A 20,394-nucleotide genomic window follows, 5' to 3' on the forward strand; every position below is an offset into this window, starting at 1 on the left:
CCCCCACCCGGAGTCGCACCTGATGGAATCCGTCCGCTGGACGCGCGTCGTCCTTCCGACGCTGGCCGCCCTCGCGCTCGCGCCGGCGCTGCTGGCCGCGCAGACCTACCCGCCCGGCAACGATCCGCGCGACAACCTCAAGGCCGGCCTGCACGACGCGGGCGAGGCGGCGAAGGGGATGAAGCTCGTCGGGCACACCGGCAAGCCCGCGCCGTTCGACTCGGCGCGCGGGCTGACCTTCGTGAACTCCGACCTCGCCTTCAAGGGGAACCTGGTCTACCAGGGGAACTTCGCGGGCTTCTCGATCTGGGACGTCAGCAACCCGGCCAGCCCGGTGATGCTGTCGGCCGTCGAGTGCTTCACGTCGCAGGGCGATCCGTCGATCGTCGGGAACCTGCTGTTCGTGTCCGCCGAGGGCGGCGGGAACCGCAAGGACTGCGGCAAGGGCGGCGTCGAGAACCCGGCCGACCACATGGCGGGCGTGCGCATCTACGACGTCTCCAACCCGCGCGCGCCGCGGCTGGTGAAGAACGTCGAGACGTGCAAGGGCTCGCACACGCACACGGTCATCCCGGACCCGAAGAACAAGGACGTCATCTACCTCTACGTCTCGGGAAGCCAGGGCGCGCGTCCGGACAGCGAGCTGGCCGGCTGCCGCAACGGCACCGACCCGGCGGACACGACGAACTCGCTCTACCGCCTCGACGTCATCAAGGTCTCGCTCTCCAAGCCCGAGGACGCGGCGGTGGTGACGGGCGCGCGCATCTTCACGGGCCTCACGCCCGCGCCGCGCCGCGGCGGGCAGCAGCGCCCGGCGCGCCAGCTCTCCGGCGCCGACAGCGCGATGATGGCCGCGATGATGGCGAACGGCCCGCGCAACTGCCACGACGTCACCGCGTACCCCGAGATGGGGCTGCTCGCGGGCGCGTGCGCGAGCCACGGCCTGCTCGTCGACATCTCGAACCCCGAGAAGCCGAAGCGCCTGGCCGCCGCGGCCGACACGAACTTCTCGCTCTGGCACACCGCGGTGTTCAGCAACGACGGCAAGAAGGTCGTGTTCACCGACGAGTGGGGCGGCGGCACCTCGCCCAACTGCCAGAAGCAGCACCCGCTGGAGATGGGCGGCAACACGACGCTGACCATCAACCCCGACAAGACGCTGAAGCAGCGCGCGTACTTCAAGCTCCCGTCGGCGCAGAGCGCGCAGGAGAACTGCGTCTCGCACAACGGCTCGCTGATCCCGATCCCGGGCCGCGACGTGATGGTGCAGGGCTGGTACCAGGGCGGCGTCGACGTGATCGACTTCACGGACGCCGACAAGCCGGTCGAGATCGCGTACTTCGACCGCGGCCCGATCGACAACCCGCCGCTCATCGACCAGGGCCCGCCGTCGCAGACGCGCCAGCCGCAGCGTAGCACGATCGGCGGCTCGTGGGGCGCGTACTGGTACAACGGGCGCATCTACTCGTCGGAGATGGCGCGCGGCCTCGACATCCTCGAGCTGACGCCGAGCGAGCACCTGACGCAGAACGAGATCGACGCGGCGAAGCTGGTGATGATGCGCGAGTTCAACCCGCAGAGCCAGCCGAGGATCGTGTGGCCGGCGGCGTTCCCGGTGGTGCGCGCGTACCTCGATCAGCTCGGGCGCAACGACGGGCTGCCGGCGGCGCGCCGTTCGGCCATCGCGGCCGCGCTGGACGCGGCCGAGAAGCAGAGCGGCACCGCGCAGCGCTCGGCGCTGATGACGCTGGCGACGCAGGTGTCGCGCGACGCGAACGGCGCCAAGGATGCCGCCAAGGTGCGCACGATGGCGCAGGCGATCCGCGACCTGGCGGGGGCGACGAACGCGGTGACGAAGTAGTGGTGCGGTAGTCGCGCGGTGGTCGCGCGACACGCCGTGTAGTGCGGAACGCCCGGCCAGCTGGCCGGGCGTTCCGCGCTTCCGGGGACGATTCAGGGCGTCGGCGCGAGCGCCCGCAGCGCGCGCATGGGGTTGGGCTTCCGCATCGCCGCGCGCCACAGGTCGCCCACCTGCTCCAGCCGCGCCGGCACCGTGCGCAGCGTGAACGCCGCGGGATCGAGGGCGTCGTCCAGCTCCTCCCACGCGAGCGGCGTCGACACCGTCGCCCGTGGACGCGCGCGCACCGCGTACGCGCCCGCGACGGTCTTGCCGGGGATGTTCTGCAGGTAGTCGACGTACACCGCGCCCGCGGACCGTGCACGCAGCGAGCGCTCGATCGTGGCCTCCTTCGGGTGCGCCGTCGCGACGCGCGTTGCGATCAGCTCCGCCAGCAGCAGCGCGCTGTCGGCCTTCGTTCCCGCCGGCAGCGGCAGCGCGATGTGCAGCCCCGTGGACCCCGACGTCTTGAGCGCCGCGTGCAGGCCGAGCGCGTCGAGCTCTCCCTTGATCCACCGTGCGACGTCCACGACGCGTGCGAACGGCGCCTTCGGGCCGGGATCGAGGTCGAGGATCGTGTAGTCCGCGGTGTCGAGCGCGCCGACGCGCGAGTGCCACGGATCGACGCTGATCGCGCCCAGCTGCACGCTGTACAGCACCGTCGCGAGGTCGCCGCCGACGAGGAAGGGCACCGACTGCCCGTCGCCGTCGGCGTCCACGGGCTCGGTGCGCACGCCGGCCGGCACGTTGTCGGCGCGGTGCTGGTAGAACGCCTTCCCGCCGATGCCGTTGGGGAAGCGGCGCAGCACGAGCGGCCGATCCGCGAGCACCGGCAGCACGTGGGGCGCGACGGTCGCGTAGTAGCGCATCACGTCGCCCTTCGTGATGCCGTCGTCGGGGAAGTAGACCTTGTCGAGGTTCGTGACGTCGAGCGAGGTGCGCGGCCCGAGGCGCACCACGCCGTCGCCACCCTCGGCCTCGATGCGCGCGAGCTGCTCGACGACCGACTCCTTCGCGTTGGACGTCGCGCCCTTCACGACGGTCTTCTTCGCGGTCTTCTTCACTGTCGCCTCGACCTCCTGCACGCTCTCCGCTTCGCGCCGCACGCTCGCCGCCGGCTTGTCGTCGCGCACGCCGACGAAGATCGGCTGCCGCAGCCGCTGGTCCTCGGTCCACTCGATGAACTTGATCTCCACGACCACGCTCGGCCGCACCCAGTGGGCGGGCTCGTTGGTGCGCGGCGGCTCGGCGAACGGCGACGTCCTGCGCGCCAGCGGCGCGAGCCGGCGCGCCATGTCGCGCAGCCCCTCGCGCGTGAAGCCGCCGCCGGCGTGGCCCGCGTACACCAGCCGCCCGTCGCCGTCGTAGTAGCCCAGCAGCAGCGCGCCGATGTGCTCCCGCGAGTTGCGCGGCTCGGTGTAGCCGCCGACGACGAACTCCTGCCGGTGCTCGACCTTGAGCTTGAGCCAGTGCCGCGCGCGCTGCCCGGGCGTGTACGGCGCGTCGGTGCGCTTGGCGATCACGCCCTCCCAGCCCTGCGCGCGTGCGCGCGCCACCATCGCCGCGCCGTCGCCCGTGACGGTCTCGCCGAGCTGCACACGCTCGGTGGCGCGCTTCCCGAGCAGCCGCTCGAGCCGCGCGCGGCGCGCGGTCCACGGCTGGTCGAGCAGCGAGTCGTCGCCCGCGTGCAGCAGGTCGAACGCGACCAGCGTGGCCGGCGCGTCGGCCGCGTGGCCCGCGATCCCCGTGGCGTCGCCGAGGTGCATGCGGCCCTGCAGCGCCTGGAAGCGCGCGGGCCTGCCGTCGACGAGCGCGACGATCTCGCCGTCCAGCACGAGGGCGCGCCGCGCCTGCCGCGCGAGCGCGCGCAGCGCGTCGACGATCTCGGGGAACTGCGCCGCCTTGTCGTTGCCGTTGCGCGTCACGAGCTGCGCCGCGTCGGCGGTCGCGAGCGCGAGGACGCGCACGCCGTCGTACTTCGGCTCGAAGGTCCAGTCGTCGCCCTCGGGGACCGCGGTGCCGACGCTGGCGTACATGGGTTCGAGCACGGGCATGCCGGTCGCCGCCTTCCAGAGGCGGTCGGCCGCGCGCACGGCGCGCACGCCGCGGGCGTTGGGCTTCGGCTCCTCCGCGGCGACCTTCTTCACCGCCGTCTTCTTCGCCGTCTTCTTCGCGGCCTTCTTGGCGGGCTCCTTCACCGCCCGCTTCCGCGCGCCGCCCGCGATCTCGTCCATCGTGCGCCCGCTGTCGATCGACGTCGTCTCGTCGGCGACGATGTCGGCCTCGCGATCGGCGTGCGCGTCGTCGCGCTTGATGAGCAGCCACTGCTGCCGGCTGCCCACCTTCCGCGTACGGACCAGCGCCCACGCGCCGCGCAGCCGCTCGCCCTGCAGGACGAAGTCGAGCTTCCCCGCCGCGTAGCCCTCGCGCAGCGCGTCCACGCTACTACCGTCCGCCGGCTCGTACGTCCCGCGGTCCCAGAGCATGACCGTGCCGCCGCCGTACTGCCCGCCCGGGATCGTTCCCTCGAACGTGTTGTAGCTCACGGGGTGGTCCTCCACCTCCATCGCGAGCCGCTTCACCTTCGGGTCGAGGCTGGGGCCCTTGGGCACGGCCCAGCTCTTCATCACGCCGTCGATCTCGAGGCGGAAGTCGAAGTGCAGCGCGCTCGCCGCGTGCTTCTGCACGACGAAGCGCAGCCGGCGCGACCCGCGCGCCGGCGCGTCGCCCGACGGCTCGGCGGTCTTCGTGAAGTCGCGCTTGCGCCGGTACTCGCCGAGCGCCGCCGGCGGCGCGGTCCTGGCCGTCTTCTTCGTCGTCGTTCGCTTCGCCATCGATCGGTACGGGTCAGGCGGTCTTCTTGCGCGCCGCCTTCTTCGGCGCGGCGGCGCGCGGTGCGCGCTTCGTGCCCGCGGCCTTCCGCCCCGCGGACTTCTTCGACGACTGGCCCAGGCTCGCCTGCAGCCGCGCCATCAGGTCGAGCACCTTGCCGTCGGCGGACGTGTCGTCGGTGGCCTTCGGCGCGACCTTCTTCCCCTTCAGCTTCGCCTGGATCACGCGCATCAGCTTCGCGCGGTAGTCGTCGGTGTACTTCGACGGGTCGAACGGCTCCGCGAGGTTCTGCACCAGCTGCTCGGCCATCGCCAGCTCCTGCGGCCGCACGAGCGACGCGTCGGGGAAGCTGTACTCGTCGGCGTCCACCAGCTCCGTGGCGAAGCGCATCGTCTCCAGCACCAGCGCGTCGCCCTCGACCTTGATGCTCACCAGGTGCTGCGTCTGGCGCATGGTCACCTTGCCGATGCCGACGACGCCCGCCTTGCGCACCGCCTCGCGCAGCAGCGCGTACGGCTTCTCGCCGCCCTTCGTCGGCACGAGGAAGTAGGGCGTCTCGAAGAAGCGCGTGTCGATCTCCGCGTGCTGCACGAAGTCGCAGATGTCGATCGTCTTCGACGACTCGAGCGCGGCCGACTTGAAGTCCTCGTCGGTGAGCACGACGAACTGCCCCTTCTCGTACTCGTACCCCTTCACGATGTCCTTCCACTCCACGGGATCGCCGTGGCGGTCGACGCGCACGTTCTTCACGGGCGCGAGGTCCGCCTTGTCGAGCATCCGGAAGCTCACGTGCTCGGAGCGCACCGCGGTCCGCATCTCGACGGGAATGTTCACCAGGCCGAACGTCAGCGCGCCTTTCCAGATGGTGGCCATGTCGTCGCCGGGCTGGGGTGGACGGGGGCGTCGGGTGTTCGTGAAAGGAGGCAAGAGCGGGGCCGGCTGCGACGCCCGGCGCGCCGGCTCTCGCGCGGTCGACGGAAGGGCCTATGTTCGCGGAGGCAGTGCGCGGATCCCCGAGATGCTCCTCAGGATGGGCTCGCCCGATCTACGATCCGTGACGGAACTCGGTGCCGGCGCTCGGCAGCCCCTCGCACCTGGCGACGTGCTGGGGGGCCGGTACGCGCTCGCGCGCGAGCTGGGCCGCGGCGGAATGGCCACGGTGTATCTGGCCGACGACGTCCGACACGAGCGGCAGGTCGCCGTGAAGGTGCTGCGTGCGGAGTGGTCGGCGACGCTGGGCGCGGACCGGTTCGCGCGCGAGATCCGCGTGCTCGCGCAGCTGCAGCACCCGCACGTCCTGCCGCTCTATGACTCCGGCGCCGCGGACGGATCGCTGTACTTCGTCATGCCCTTCGTGGATGGCGAGTCGCTGCGCGCCCGGCTCGATCGGGTGGCCGCGCTCGCCTTCGAGGAGACGACGCGGATGGTCCGGCAGATCGCCGACGCGCTCGACTACGCGCACGCCCGCGGCGTGGTCCATCGCGACGTCAAGCCGGAGAACATCCTGCTCGCCGGCGGACAGGCGCTGCTCGCGGACTTCGGCATCGCACGCGGGGCCGCCGCGTCGGCGACGGACGGCCACACGCTGACGTCCGTCGGCACCACGCTCGGCACGCCGGCGTACATGAGTCCCGAGCAGGCCACCGCGGACCAGTCGATCGATCATCGGACCGACGTCTACAGCCTCGGGTGCGTCGCCTACGAGGCGCTCGCCGGCGCACCGCCGTTCCGGGCGCGGAATGCGGCCGCGTTGATGGCGCTGCACGTCTTCAGTCCGCCGCCGCCGCTGGTGGGATCGCGCGCCCCACTCCCCGACGCCGTCGTGCGCGCGACGGCCCGCGCGCTGGCCAAGGACCCGGACGAGCGCTTCGCGCGCGCCGGCGACTTCGCCGCCGCCCTGGAGGAGGCACTCGTCGCCATGCGCGCCCCGTCGCCGGCGGAGCTGCACCTGCGGAGCGTGGCGGAGCGGCAGGCCGCGCGGTGGCGCGTGCTGGTGCTGGAGTTCGCGAACGTCGCCGCGGCGCCGGACGCGGACTGGCTCTCGACGGGCATCGCGGAGACGCTGAGCGCGGACCTCGGCCAGATCGCGGGCCTCAAGGTCGTCGGGCGGGATCCGGCGGCCAGGCGGCGCGCCGCGGCGGACGGCGAGGGGCGGCCCGTCGACGCCGCGCAGGCGGTCGCGCTGGCGCGATCGGTGAGCGCCCACTGGGTGGTCTGGGGCGCGTTCCAGAAGCTCGGCGCGCGCATCCGCATCACCACGCACCTCGCGCGCGCGGAGGACGGCGCGCCCGTCCTGGAGGAGAAGCTCGATGGCGTGATGGACGAGATCTTCGAGCTCCAGGACCGCATCGTCGCCGGGCTGTCCGCGGCGCTCGGCGTCGAGCCCACGACCGCCGAGCTGGCGCGCATCCGACGGCCCGAGACGACCGGCCTGACGGCCTACGAGCACTACGCGAAAGGCTATCGCGCGTTCTACCGCTTCGGGACGGACAGCGTGCGCACCGCGGTCGAGCACTTCCGCGCGGCGGTCGCCCTCGATCCCGGGTACGCGCTCGCGCATGCGGGGCTCGGCATCGTACACGGGCCGCTGTACATCGCGACCGGGCGTCGGGAGACGCTCGACGAGGGCGCGGCGCTGCTGGAGCGCGCGATCGCCCTCGACCCGTCCATCGGCGAGGCGCACGCGTGGCTGTCCTACATGCAGGCGCGCCAGGGCCGCTTCGACGACGCCGAGCGGACGGCGCGCGGCGGCATCGCGCGCGAGCCGGAGAGCTTCATCAGCTGGTACATGCTCGGCATCACCCACCTCGGTCGGGCGGTCTCGGTGCCGCAGCCGTCGGCAATGGCCCGGGCGGTGCCGCCGCTGCTGCGCTGCATCGCGATCAACCCCACGTACCATCCGGCGCACATGGTGCTCGGCATGAGCTACCTGCTGCGCGGCGCCCAGGGACACGCGGCCACGGTGCTCGACCGCGCCGTCGAGATCGAGCGCGGCGGCGTGGGGTTCCAGTTCGTCGGCTCGCTCGCGCAGCGCGCCGTCCTGCACCTGGGCGCCGGCGAGCTGGGGGAGGCCGCGCCGCTCCTCGATCAGGCGATCGAGCGCTACACCGGCACGGACCACGTCTACGCCGAGACGGTGACCGCGTACGCGCACTGGGCGCGCGGCTGCCTCGCGGAGCGCACCGGCGCGCTCGATCACGCGCTCGCGGACTTCGGTCGCGCGTGCGAGATCGCCGACGCGCACCCGCATCGCATCAGCATCGGTGCGCACTGGGTGAAGGCACGGTTCGGCCTCGCGCGCGTGCTCCACCGGCTGGGGCGACCGGACGATGCGCGACAGCGCCTCGCGGAGGGACACGACCTCGTCGCGTCGCGCGCGCGCTTCGTGTGGGCCTGGCTGAGCGGCAGCACCGATGCGGACATGACGTACGAGCTGTCGTCCACGCTCGCCACCCTCGGCGACGCCGACGCGGCACTCGACGCCCTGGCGCGCGCGGTGGACGCCGGCTGGTCGGACGTCCCCTGGCTGCGGCACGATCCGGCGTTCGCGGTGCTGCGCGACGATGCGGACGTGCGCCGCGTGTGTGCCGCGGGACTCTCCCGCGTCACGCTCCCCCCGCCCGTGGGGAGCGGCGGCCTCGCCTGACGCGCCCGTTGACGGCGCGCCCGTTCCGTACGATCATCCGCGCGCCCACCGGCGGCGTCGCGCTTCGACGCCGGACCGCGTCGGGAGCGCTCCCACGGACGTCGAGGTCTGCATGCGCACGGTCCCCATCGGTGTTCACCTCACGCGAACCGACGGGACCGGAGTGCTTCCGCATGCCAACCACGACCCACGCCGCGCACGCGGCGGGCGACGCGCGCATCGTCGCCACGCGCCTCTCGTACGCGCCGCCGCACGGCGCTGACGACCGGCCGCTTCTCCACGACCTCACCCTCGCCGTCGGCCGGGAACGCACCGGCCTCGTCGGCGCCAACGGGTCGGGCAAGACCACGCTCCTCCGCCTCCTCGCGGGCGAGCTGACGCCGACGGCCGGCTCGGTGCAGCGCACCGGCACGGTCGCGGTGCTGCCGCAGGACTTCCGCCCGGCGCCCGACGCGCCGCTCGCCACCGTCCTCGGCATCGCCGAGCGGCTGGCGGCGCTGCAGCGTCTGGAGGCGGGCACCGGCACGGCGGACGACTTCGATCTCGTCGGCGACGCCTGGGACCTGCCCGAGCGCACGCACGCCGTGCTCGCGGGGCTCGGCCTGGGCCATCTCCCGCTGGACCGGCCCGTGGGCACCGTCAGTGGCGGCGAGGCCACACGCGTCGCGCTCGCCGGCCTCGCGCTCGGGCGACCCGACGTCCTGCTGCTCGACGAGCCGACGAACCACCTCGACGCCGCGAGCCGCGCGGCGCTGTACGCGTTCGTCGAGGGGTGGACGGGCGGGCTGCTGTGCGTGAGCCACGACCGCGCGCTGCTGCGCCGCATGGACCGCATCGTCGAGCTGTCCACGCTCGGCGTGCGCGTCTACGGCGGCGGCTACGACTTCTATCGTGCGCGCCGCGACGCGGACGACGAGGCCGCGCGACGCGAGCTCGATGGCGCGCGGGCCGCGCTGCGGTTGGCCGAGCGGGAGGCGCGGGAGGTGCGCGAGCGTCAGGCGCGCCGCGCCGCGCAGGGCCGCCGCGACGGCGCCGCCGCCAACATGCCGAAGATCCTGCTCGGCGCCCGCAAGCGGCAGGCGGAGGCCACCGGCGCGCGCGTGCGCGCCATCACGGCCCGGGAGGTGGAGGAGCGGCGCGCCCGCACCGACGCCGCGCGCCAGCGCGTGGAGGAGCGCGAGCGCCCGCGCTTCGCGCTGCCGTCCACGCAGCTGCCCGCGGGACGCACGGTGCTCGCGCTGGAGGACGTGACGGTGCACCATCCGGGCGCGCCGCGGCCCGTGCTCGACGGCGTGACGCTGCACCTCGTGGGGCCGCAGCGCGTGGGCGTCGTCGGACCGAACGGGAGCGGGAAGTCGACGCTGCTGCGCGTCGCGACGGGAGAGCTCGCGCCGGACGCGGGCACGGTGCGCCGCCTGCCCGACGACGAGACGGCGAGCCTCGACCAGCACGGCGCAGCGCTCGACCCCACACGTTCGGTGCTGGAGAACTTCCATGCACGGCATCCGACGATCGAGGCGTCGGCCGCACGGCACGCGCTCGCGCGCTTCCTCTTCTCCGACGAGGCGGCGCTGCGGACGGTGGGGACGCTGAGCGGCGGCGAGCGGCTGCGCGCGTCGCTCGCGTGCGTGCTGGGCGGGGCGCGGCCGCCGGCGCTGCTCGTCCTCGACGAGCCGACGAACCACCTGGACCTCGACGCGCTGGAGGCGCTGGAGGCCGCGCTGCGCGACTACGACGGCGCGCTGCTCGTCGTCAGCCACGACGCGTCGTTCCTGGAGGCGATCGGCGTGGAGCGGTACCTCACCCTGGCGACCCCTCGCGCGTCTCCATAGCATCCACGCCACATGGCGACGAAGTCCGCTCCCGCTTCCCACTCGACCTCCGGACCCGATGGCGACGATGCCGCGCGCATCGCCGCCGCGGCCGACCAGTGGAAGCGGAAGCTGCTCGACCTCACGAAGCGCAACCGCGCGCTCAACTTCCGGCCGACGAAGGTCTCCACGGTCGCCGTCGTCGACGAGCATCCCGCGGAGGTCTTCCGCCAGCTCGTCGTGCGCGAGGCCACGATGCGCTTCAAGGCCGCGCCCGAGCGCGCCGCCACGACCGCACTCGCGCCAGTCGCGGATCCCGCGCCGCTCGTCGAGAGCCCGGAGGACGACGAGGCCGACCTGCCGGCGCAGGACTTCGCGCCGTACGACCCGGCCGTCCTCGACGAGCGCCACACCGACGACTGGCTGCAGACGACGCTCACGCCCGAGGCGCTGGACCGGTCGCTGCGGCGGCTCGACGAGCAGGCGCGCCTCGCGATCGAGGAGCAGGGCGTCAACACGCTCTTCCTCGGCCTCGGCATGCTGCACTACGTCGAGTCGTCGGACTCGACGCAGGCGTTCCGCGCGCCGCTCCTGCTCGTGCCCGTGCAGCTCGCACGCAAGTCGGCGCGCGCGGGCTACGCGCTGCGCGCCACCGGCGACGATCCGCTGGTCAATCCCGCGCTCGCCGAGTTCCTACGGCGCGGATACGGGCTGCAGCTGCCCGAGCTGCCCGACGCCGCCACCCTCGGCGACGCGTACGACCTGCAGGCGTTCCTCGGCGAGGTCGCGACGCGCGTGGGCGATCGTGCGGGATGGGCCGTCAAGACCGACGTCGTGCTCGCGCTCTTCAGCTTCCAGAAGTTCGTGATGTTCAAGGACCTGGAGACGAACGCGCGCGCCATCGGCGACCACCGGCTGATCGGCCAGCTCGTCACGCGGCAGGGCGGTGACGGCACGCACCTGGTCGGCCTGCCGGACGACGTGCGCACGATGGACCTCGACGCCGAGTATCCGCCGGAGCGCACCTTCCAGGTCGTGGACGCGGACGCGAGCCAGCTGCGCGCGATCGCCGCCGCGGCGCGGCAGCACGACCTCGTGATCGAGGGGCCGCCGGGCACCGGGAAGTCGCAGACGATCACGAACCTCATCGCGCAGGCGCTCGCCGCCGGGCAGTCGGTGCTCTTCGTGGCCGAGAAGATGGCGGCGCTGAGCGTCGTGCACTCGCGCCTCGTGGAGGCCGGCTTCGGGGAGTTCTGCCTCGAGCTCCACTCCACCAAGGCGAACAAGCGCGCGGTCATGCAGGCGCTCGGCGCCGCGCTGGACGCGTCGCTGCAGGCGGTCGCGGCGCCCACCGCGTCCACCGAGCGGCTGCCCGTCGTGCGCGCGACGCTGACGGACTACGTGCGCGCGCTGCACGCGCCGCGCGGCGCCCTGGGCGTATCGCCGTACCGCGCCTACGGCGAGATCGGGCGCGTGCTGGACGCGCCGCGCGTGGCATACGCGGGGCCGGTGGACGGCGTGACGTCGCCGCAGCTGGAGCAGGCCGTGCGCGACCTGCACGACCTCGCGCAGGCGGGCGCGTCGCTCGGCGTCCCGGACCGCCATCCGTGGCGCGACACGGCGCGCACGTTCTACACCGGCGACGACGTCGACACGGCGCGCGAGCTGGCGCGCGCGGTGGTGACGACGATCGAGGCGCTGACGAGCGCCGCGGCGCGCGTGCAGGCCGCGCTGCAGCTGCCCGCGATCTCGACCTTCGCGGACGTGGACACGGCGGCCGCCGTCGCCGACGTGCTGCACCGGTCGCCGGGCGCGCCGCTCGCGGTGCTGGAGAGCGACGCGTGGAACGCGCCGCCCGCCGAGGCGACGCGGCTCGTCGCGCAGGGGGAGCAGCTGGTGGCGCTGCGCGACCGGCTGCTGGCGCAGCTCACGCCCGAGGCGCTGGAGCGCGACCACGCGGACAACGCGGCCTACGTCGAGCGGAAGGCGCAGGGCCTCTTCGGCTTCCTCGCCTTCCTCGACGGGCGCCACCGCGCGATCCGGAAGCGCTGGACGGCGTACCGACGCGCGGGCTACGCGCCGTCGTCGCTGGTGGAGCAGGCGGACGTCATGCGCCAGGTGGACCGGCTGCGCGCCGAGCGCGCCGCGCTCGTGGCCGCGGAGCCGGCGGCGCGCGCGCTGTTCGGCGGGCTGTGGGCGGGCGAGGCGTCGGACTGGCGCGTGCTCGCGCAGTACGTGCGCTGGGTGGTCGAGTTCCGCGGCGTGTGCGTGCGCCACGGGCTCACCGGCCGCGCGCTGGAGCTGGCGACCCGCCCGAGCCCCGACGTCTCCGCCGTCGACGCACTGCGCGCCGCGGCGCACGAGGCGGACGCGGCGCTCGGGCGGCTGCGCGCCTTCGTCGAGTGGCCGGCCGACTACCTGGCCGCGGCGCCGTTCGCCGAGGTCGCGGCACGCACGGCCGCGCTGGCCGACGCGGCGCACGAGGCGCCGCGCTGGGCGGTGTTCGAGGTCGCGCGCCGCGCCGTCGACGCGGGGATCGCGCGCACGCTGCTGCCGCTCGGCCTCTCGGGCGAGCTGCCGCTCGACGCGCTGGCTCCGGCGTTCCGCCGCGCGTTCTGGCTGGCGTGGCTCAACGGCGCGCTGCGCGAGCGGCCGCCGCTGGAGCGCTTCGCCACGCTGACGCACGAGGCGCGCATCGCGGAGTTCCGCGAGCTGGACGCGCGCGTGCTGCACGAGAACCGCGCCGCGCTGGTGGGCCAGCTCCGCGAGCGCGTGCAGCAGCGGCTGCGCGCGCCCGAGGCGGCGGCCGGGCTGCCGGTGCTGCGCCGCGAGATCGCGCGCCAGCGCGGCCACGCGCCGCTGCGCCGCACGCTCACGCAGGCCGACGCGGCGGTGCGCGCCATCAAGCCGTGCTGGATGATGTCGCCGCTCACGGTCGCGCAGTACGTCCCCGGCGACCGGCCGACGTTCGACCTCGTGATCTTCGACGAGGCGTCGCAGCTGCCGGTGGAGGACGCGGTCGGCGCGGTGAGCCGCGGCGCGCGCCTCGTCGTCGTGGGCGATCCGAAGCAGCTGCCGCCCACCAACTTCTTCGCCGCGTCGCTGGGACAGGCGGACGTCGCGCGCGGCGAGGACGGCTCGCCGATCTACGAGGACTCCGAGAGCATCCTCGAGGAGTTCATGGGCGCCGGCGTCCCGATGAGCCGCCTCAAGTGGCACTACCGCAGCGCGCACGAGTCGCTGATCAACTTCTCCAACGTCTCGTTCTACGACGCGGACCTCCACACCTTCCCGAGCGTCGAGACCGCGAGCGCCACGGCGGGGCTGCAGTTCCGCCACGTCGCGCAGGGCGTGTACGAGGGCAAGGGGCTGAACCTCGCCGAGGCGCGCGCGGTGGTCGACGAGGTGGTGCGGTTCGCGCGCCAGCAGCTGGAGCGGCGCGCCGCGGGCGAGCCCACGCAGTCGCTCGGCGTCGGCACGTTCAACCTGCGGCAGCAGCTCGCGATCCAGGACGAGCTGGAGCAGCGGCGGCGCGACGAGCCCGCGCTGGAGGCGTTCTTCGACCGCGGCGTGCACGAGCCGTTCTTCGTGAAGAACCTGGAGAACATCCAGGGCGACGAGCGCGACGTGATCTTCCTCAGCGTGACGTACGCGAAGGGGCCCGACGGGCGCCTCCGCTACAACTTCGGTCCGCTGAACGGCGAGAACGGCTGGCGGCGCCTGAACGTGCTCACGACCCGCGCACGGCAGCGCATGGTCGTGTTCTCGTCCATGCGCGGCGAGGAGATCAGCGCCGCGGCGACGGCGTCGCGCGGCGCGCAGCTGCTGCGCGAGTTCCTGAGCTACGCGGAGCACGGGCGGCTGGAGAGCGCGGCCGCGTCGCGCGCGGCGGACACGGAGTCGCCGTTCGAGCGCGACGTGCTGCAGGAGCTCACCAACCACGGTCTCACGCTGGTGCCGCAGGTGGGCGTCGCCGGCTACCGCGTCGACCTCGGCGTGCTCGACGACGCCACGCCGGGGCGCTTCCTCTGCGGCATCGAGTGCGACGGTGTGTCGTATCACGCCTCGGAGACCGCGCGCGACCGCGACCGCCTCCGGCAGCAGGTGCTGGAGGCGCGCGGTTGGACGATCCAACGCGTCTGGTCTACCGACTGGTTCAAGGACCGGAAGGGGCAGGTGGAGCGCCTGCTCGCGCTGGTCGCCGAGTCGCGCCGGCGCGCGGGCGAGGAGCGCGAGGCGGAGCGCGACGCGCGCACCCGCGCGCTGGCCGACGCGGAGGCGCGCGCCGCGGCCGCCGCGGAGGAGCGCCGGCAGGAGGCGGTGGCGCTCGCGGCGGTGGCGTCGGTGCCGTACGCGCGGCCGGCAGCGGCGCCGTACGCGCTCGCCGCGGTGGAGGACCGCTTCGCCGGCGGCGACCTGCTGGCCGCACCCGAGAGTCAGCTGATCGGCGTGGTGCGCGACGTCGTGACGGCGGAGTCGCCGATCCACGAGGCCGACGTCGTCGCGCGGACGGCCGGCGCATGGGGCACGCGTGCGGGCAGCCGCATCACGGCACGCATCCTGGCGGCGTGCCGCGCGGCGGAGCAGGCGGGCCTCGTGCGCCGCCGCGGCGCCTTCCTGTGGGACCCCGCACACGCGGACGAGCGCGTGCCCGTGCGCTCGCGCGCCGAGGTGCGCATGCCCGCCGACCGCATCGCGCCGGAGGAGTATGCGTCGGCGATCCGCGCGGTGCTGTCGGGCGGTCACGCGTTCTCGCGCGCGCAGCTCACGACCGAGGTGCGCGCGCTACTCGGCTACGCGCGGACCGGCGCGGCGCTGGACGAGGCGATCGGCGGTGCGCTCGACGGGCTGCTCGCCACGGGTGTCGTGGGGGAGGGGAGCGCGGGCGTGCGGCTGCGACGCGAGTCGCCTGGCGCGTAGCGTCGCGCGCAGTCGCGCGCGCCGCCACTCGACGGCCATCAGCACGGCGAGGCCGAGGAGGATCGCGCCGACCGCGGCGACCGGCGCACGCAGCTCGCGCGGCACCGCGTGCGCCCATGGCCGCGACAGCGCGACGCTGAGGACCGCGGCGACGAGCACCACCGGCCACGCCGCGGCGGCGCGCGCGACGTCGGTGCGTGGCCGCGTCATCGCACACCCGCCACGTCGTCGAGCGGGCCCCAGAACGCGAGGCGCGACTCGGGTGGGAGCCGGCGCCGCGCGTCGGCGCTCGCGCGCAGCACGGCGCGATAGCGCGCGTACAGCCGCGGCGCGCGGCCCCAGAAGCTGCCGGGCAGCTCCATCAGCCCGCGCACGAGATCTCCCGGAAAGCGGCCGCCCGACGCGAGCGGATCGCGCTCCACGAGGTCGAGCGTGCTCGGCACGACGTCACTCAGCCGCCAGCCGTTCACGACCGCGGCGAGCAGCTCCTCGGGCGCGGGCGGCGGTGACGCCTCCGCGACCTCCGTTCCGGTGACGACTCGTCGGCCATGCATGACGCACGCTCCTGCCGTGAGGGGATCGATGTGTGTGGTGGGTGACGTCAGGCCGCGTCGGACGTGACGCGCGGCGCGGCCTCGCTCGCGAGCGCGTGCACGGCCTCGCCCATGAGCTGCGCCGCCGCGACGGCGAGGCCCTCGTGCGCGTACGATGGCAGCGCGAAGGCGAGCGTCAGCCCGTACGCGTGCGGCGCGTCCACGTGCGTGTCGTGCGGCGCGCGCAGCACGAGCGCGAGGCGCGTGTGGCCGTCGGAGAGCCACTCGTCGATGCCGTCGTGGATGACGCGCAGCGCGTCGAAGGCGGGCGCGTAGCGCGGCCAGCCCGCGAACGTGCGCCGCAGCACGGCGTCGAGCGCGCGCCACGCCGGCGCGGTGGCCGCGATCGCGTGCCGCTCGTCTGCGAAGCCGCACAGGCCGATGATGCGGCCGCGGATCCAGCCGACCTCGCGGCCGGTCGCGTCCTCGATTCGATGTCGATCCTCGCCGTCGGCGAGCACTCGCAGCATGGGGGTCCTCCGGGCGCGTGTCATGTGGGATGCGCCGCCGACCTCGCGCTCCACGGTGGTCCCGGGAGTCGCGAGGTGGCGTGCGCGTCGAGTGCCTGGTCGAGCGGGATGCGGTCCTCCACCGCCTGAGGTGAGGGGCGGGAGGACGCACGTCGCGCGTGGGAGGGCCGCAGGAGTCGCGTGTGTGGCGGCCGTCCCCGGGCGCGCGTGCGCCTCCGGGGGATGCGAACCGCCCCGCCGGGCCCGGAGGGCGCAGCGGGGCGGTGGGCCGTGGCCCCGCCGTCGCGGGACCCCTGGACTCGACCGATGCTCGGCGCGGCCGCGCCGGCGCGCTCCGCTAGGGAGTGCCGGCGGTCGGCCGCACGAGCGCGCTGCGCGCGGGCGGCATGGGGGCGGGGGCCCGCCGGACGGCATGCGCCGCCGGGCGGGCCGCGAAGCCCCGCATCTCGGACACCCGCGTGCGGTGCGTGCGCGCGCTCACCAGCAGCAGCGGCAGGCCGCTGTCCGTCGCGCGCGAGGTCGCGGCGCGCCCCGTCCAGCGCCCCGTCCAATGGCCCGCCCGGGCGCGCGGCGCGACACGCCCCGCCATCGGCGGGGTCGCGGCGCGTGCGCTGCGCGGATGCTGGACGGGGAGCGACGTCATGGGAGGCAACCGGCTGGAATGCACGAAGTCGCGTCTCCGATGTCGCGGCGAGCCACACGGCTCGCCGGGGCGGCTGCGCCCGCGCTGCAACGCGCGGCGGCCACCATGCACATCGGGACGCGACTCCCTGGTCGTGAGTCTAGCCCTGGGCCCCGCGAAGTCAACCCGACGCGACGCCACTCGAAACCCGGCGCCACCACGCGGCCGTAGGCTGGCGATGCTCCGCTCTCTCCGCCTCGCCGCGTGCATCCTCGCGCTGCCGAGCCTCGCGACCGTGCTCGGCGCGCAGCCGTCCCGGGCGCGCATCGTCGCGCGGCTCGACTCGATCGCGGGCGCGCCCGTCGCGCGCGGCGACGTCGCGGGGCTCACGGTCGTCGTGCGGCGCGGCGGCGACACGCTGCTGGCGCGCGGCTACGGCCACGTCGACCTCGCGCGCGCGGTGCCGATGACGGTCGACCGCGTCTTCCCGATCGCGTCGCTCACGAAGCAGGTCGCGGCGGCCGCGGTGCTGCGGCTGGTGGAGCGCGGCGTGGTGGGGCTGGACGACGACGTCAGGCGCCACGTGCCCGACGCGCCGACGCAGGGCCGCCGCATCACCGTGCGCCAGCTGCTGACGCACACCGCGGGGCTGCCGGACTTCGCGGACCGGCCGGACCCGGACTCCACCCGTGCGCGCGACGTGCGCCCCATGGAGACGCTCGCGCGCGTGCGCGGGCTGCCCCTCGACTTCGCGCCCGGCACGCAGCTTCGCTACTCCAACACCGGCTACCTCCTGCTCGGCATGCTGCTGGAGCGGCACGCGGGCGTGAGCTTCGCCGAGCACGTGACGCGAACGCTGCTGCGCCCGGCGGGCGCGGCGACGGCGGGCTACTGCGGCGTGCGCGCGGGCGCGACGGCGCCGGTGTCGGGGCATCGCCGGACCCGCGAGGGGCTGCGCGTCGTCGAGCGGCCGCTGCATCCGAGCGTCGCGCACGCGGCGGGCGGCACGCACCTGTGCGCGTCGGCGCTCGACCTGGCGGCGTGGAACGACGCGCTCCATCGCGGCCGCGTGCTGGCGCCGGCGTCCTACGCGGCGATGACGACGGGCGCGCTGGTGCGCGGCGCGGGCGCCGACACGCTGCGCGCGCGCTACGGCTTCGGCCTCGCGCTGTCGACGCTGGCGGGGCGGCGCGCGCGGCACCACGGCGGCGACGTCGGCGGCTACGCGTCCTACCTCGCGTACCTGCCCGACGACTCGCTCTCGATCGTGCTGCTGCTGAACACCGAGGGCCCGGTGCGCCACGTCGCGCTCGCCGAGCAGCTGATCGCGGCCGCGCTCGGTCCGGCGGCGCCCGAGCGCGAGACGCCGGTGCGCGCCTCGCCGGCGACGCTGGACGCGCTGGCCGGCGCGTACGGCGACGGGCCGGCCGCGTTCGCGCGCTCGGGCGACGGGCTGGCGTTCGTGTGGGATGGCGGCCCGCCGGAGCCGATGCGGCAGGTGGCGCCGCTCGCGTTCACCAATGGCGCGAGCCGGTTCACCTTCGTCGTGCGGCCGGGCGCGCCGCCGGCGGTGTGGGCCGACCTCACGTACGTCGTCGCGCGGTGGACGCGGCGCGGGGCCGCGGGGCGCTGACGCCCGTCGGGGCAGCGCGCGGGGCGCGTGACATCCGGGACGCGTGACGCCATGGGGTACGACGAAGGGCGGGCCATCGATCGATGGCCCGCCTTCGTGTCGTGCGGATGACCGGGAACGGCATCGCGGAGGGTGGACCGGGCGCCTCGCGGCGTGCCCGGTCCACCCTCCGCGACGAGGAGCTCAGTAGTCCCGGCCGCCGCGCCCGCCGCCGTAGTCGCCGCCGCCGCCACGGCCGCCGCGACCGCCGCCGCCACCACCGTAGCCGCCACCACCGCCGTAGCCGCCGCCACCACCGCCGCCGCCGTAGTCACCACGGCCGCCGCGGCCGCCGCCACCGCCGCCGCCCGGGGTGCCGCCGCCGAGCCGGGTCACGTTCTCCGCCTGGGGGCCCTTCTGGCCCTGCGCCACGTCGAACTCGACCTTCTCGCCTTCGTCGAGCGACTTGTAGCCCGTTCCCTGAATCGCGGTGTGGTGGACGAACACGTCCTTGCTACCGTCCTCGGGCGCGATGAAGCCGAAGCCCTTGTCGTTGTTGAACCACTTCACGGTTCCCATCATGCGCATGGTGCTCGTCTCCATACCGAGATCGTGGGGAGGAGGACCGCTCTGGCCCTCCCAACCCCGGAGTGCGCCCCGCCGGTGTGCGGGGTGTGCGGGGGCGCGGTCGTGCGGTTACAGTCTCGCCCTCCGGGATGCGTGCTTCCCATAGCAACCGGGACGCCACCGCGCCGGAGAGGACGGTCCGATCGTCCCGGCCGCGTGACAGCATGATGTGATGGGGAGCGGTTTCGCACCACCGGGAATCGTGACGCAGAACGCAGAATCATCAGCCGGGCGCGGCCGTGTCGGCCCTGTATGGCCCCGCTTCGGCCCGTCACGCCCCCGCGCGGCACCCCATCCGGTCATCGTGCCCGCCCTTCGCCTGTTGGTGAGGATCCGGATGCTCCGGATGATGCGGATGCTCCGGATCGCCCCGAGTAGCGCACGGGGCGTCGCCGCCACGGAGAGCGATCCGGACGATCCGTTCAGATCCGAAGCATCCGTACCCTCACCAAAGGGTGAGGGGGTCTGCCACGCCCACGTGTCCCGAGCGGTCATGCACGCAGCACCCAGCCACCTCTACCCTGGCTCGACCCCCAGCAGCTCGTGCACGTCGCGCCTCGCGCGCGCCGCGATGTCGTCCAGCGGCAGGTCGTTGGGGTCGGTGCCGAACGGCTCCTCGATCTCCACCGCCAGCAGCTCCAACCCCATCGTCGCGAAGAAGGTCATCATGCTGGCGATGATCGTCGCGTAGCGGAACTCGCGCACCAGCCCGAACGGCAGCACCAGCGCGTACAGCAGCACGAACTGCTTCACGTACGAGCTGTACGAGAACGGGATCGGCGTGTTGCGGATCCGCTCGCACGCGCCCGTCACGTCGTCGTACGCGACCAGCAGCGGCGTCAGCGCGACCGCCGCCTCGCGCGGCAGCGCGCCGATCAGCACGTCGCCGTGCACCTGCCGCGACAGGTCGCGCACGAGCTGGTTGGGGACGTGCGGCCCGTCCGCCGTGCGCGCGCGGCGCAGGTGCGCGGCCAGCGCCGCCGGGAACGCCGCCATCATCGCGGCGTACACGCGGCGCTGCGGCGCGTCGGGCGCGAGCTGCGCGTCCAGCTGGTGCGCCAGCGCGCGCGACACGTTCAGCAGCTGGCCCCACAGCCGCCGTCCTTCCCACCACCGGTCGTACGCGGTGTTCGTGCGGAACACCAGCAGCAGGCCGAGGATGATCCCGAGGATCGACAGGAAGGACGGGCCGATCGGGAGCGCGACGCGCACCACGTCGAGCTCGATCCACGCCACCAGCCCGCCCCACACGCCCGCCAGCAGCACGTCGATGGCGAGCGTGCGGAAGACGGGGCTGCGCGGGAAGTCGAGGAGGACGCGGACCCAGTTCTTCGGGTCGTAGGTGATCACGCGGTCAACGTACG

12 protein-coding genes are annotated in these 20,394 nt (G+C 74.4%); 5 read left to right on the forward strand and 7 right to left on the reverse strand.

The genetic code is table 11. The features are described 5' to 3' along the window. Positions 1-22: 22 nt before the first annotated feature. Positions 23-1,861 carry an LVIVD repeat-containing protein gene (locus rosag_RS08220; protein ID WP_284349589.1) on the forward strand — a complete coding sequence of 613 codons (1,839 nt, stop codon included), beginning with the start codon at positions 23-25 and terminating at the stop codon, positions 1,859-1,861. Positions 1,862-1,953: 92 nt separating this feature from the next. Here the strand turns inward: rosag_RS08220 and ligD are convergent, their stop codons facing one another. Further along, on the reverse strand, positions 1,954-4,731 hold the full coding sequence (gene ligD, locus rosag_RS08225) for a DNA ligase D (RefSeq protein ID WP_284349591.1): 2,778 nt from the start codon (positions 4,729-4,731) through the stop codon (positions 1,954-1,956). 13 nt (positions 4,732-4,744) lie between these two features. After that, positions 4,745-5,602: a non-homologous end joining protein Ku gene (gene ku / locus rosag_RS08230; protein ID WP_284349592.1), complete on the reverse strand. Its 858-nt coding sequence runs from the start codon at positions 5,600-5,602 to the stop codon at positions 4,745-4,747. A 229-nt stretch (positions 5,603-5,831) separates the two neighbouring features. Here ku and rosag_RS08235 point away from each other — a divergent pair, with 229 nt between their 5' ends. From rosag_RS08235 to rosag_RS08245, 3 genes are all read left to right on the forward strand, one after another. Next, on the forward strand, positions 5,832-8,375 hold the full coding sequence (locus rosag_RS08235; RefSeq protein ID WP_284349593.1) for a protein kinase domain-containing protein: 2,544 nt from the start codon (positions 5,832-5,834) through the stop codon (positions 8,373-8,375). 173 nt (positions 8,376-8,548) lie between these two features. After that, positions 8,549-10,207: an ABC-F family ATP-binding cassette domain-containing protein gene (locus tag rosag_RS08240; protein ID WP_284349594.1), complete on the forward strand. Its 1,659-nt coding sequence runs from the start codon at positions 8,549-8,551 to the stop codon at positions 10,205-10,207. A 12-nt stretch (positions 10,208-10,219) separates the two neighbouring features. Then, positions 10,220-15,106 (forward strand): DUF3320 domain-containing protein, encoded by a 4,887-nt coding sequence (locus rosag_RS08245; protein ID WP_284349595.1) that lies wholly within the window; start codon positions 10,220-10,222, stop codon positions 15,104-15,106. A gap of 206 nt (positions 15,107-15,312) precedes the next feature. Here rosag_RS08245 and rosag_RS08250 read toward each other — a convergent pair whose 3' ends face one another. The 3 genes from rosag_RS08250 to rosag_RS08260 form a co-directional block, all read right to left on the reverse strand. Next, a complete protein-coding gene (locus rosag_RS08250) occupies positions 15,313-15,660 on the reverse strand; it encodes a hypothetical protein (protein ID WP_284349597.1) in 348 nt (115 codons plus the stop codon). 47 nt (positions 15,661-15,707) lie between these two features. After that, the gene (locus rosag_RS08255; RefSeq protein ID WP_284349598.1) at positions 15,708-16,169 is read right to left on the reverse strand and encodes a hypothetical protein; all 462 of its coding nucleotides are present in this window, start codon (positions 16,167-16,169) and stop codon (positions 15,708-15,710) included. A gap of 337 nt (positions 16,170-16,506) precedes the next feature. Then, positions 16,507-16,812 carry a hypothetical protein gene (locus rosag_RS08260; protein ID WP_284349599.1) on the reverse strand — a complete coding sequence of 102 codons (306 nt, stop codon included), beginning with the start codon at positions 16,810-16,812 and terminating at the stop codon, positions 16,507-16,509. Between the two features lie 217 nt (positions 16,813-17,029). On the opposite strand from rosag_RS08260, the gene rosag_RS08265 reads away from it, so the two are divergent. After that, positions 17,030-18,424 (forward strand): serine hydrolase domain-containing protein, encoded by a 1,395-nt coding sequence (locus tag rosag_RS08265; protein ID WP_284349600.1) that lies wholly within the window; start codon positions 17,030-17,032, stop codon positions 18,422-18,424. Positions 18,425-18,607: 183 nt separating this feature from the next. Here rosag_RS08265 and rosag_RS25400 read toward each other — a convergent pair whose 3' ends face one another. Beyond that, positions 18,608-19,006, reverse strand: a complete 399-nt coding sequence (locus rosag_RS25400) for a cold shock domain-containing protein (protein ID WP_345784821.1) — start codon at positions 19,004-19,006, stop codon at positions 18,608-18,610. A gap of 540 nt (positions 19,007-19,546) precedes the next feature. Beyond that, positions 19,547-20,380, reverse strand: coding sequence for a bestrophin family protein (locus rosag_RS08275; protein ID WP_284349601.1), 834 nt, complete (start codon positions 20,378-20,380; stop codon positions 19,547-19,549). Between the last annotated feature and the right edge of the window lie 14 nt (positions 20,381-20,394).

It is taken from the genome of Roseisolibacter agri, from assembly GCF_030159095.1.
Classification (GTDB): Bacteria; Gemmatimonadota; Gemmatimonadetes; order Gemmatimonadales; family Gemmatimonadaceae; genus Roseisolibacter; species Roseisolibacter agri.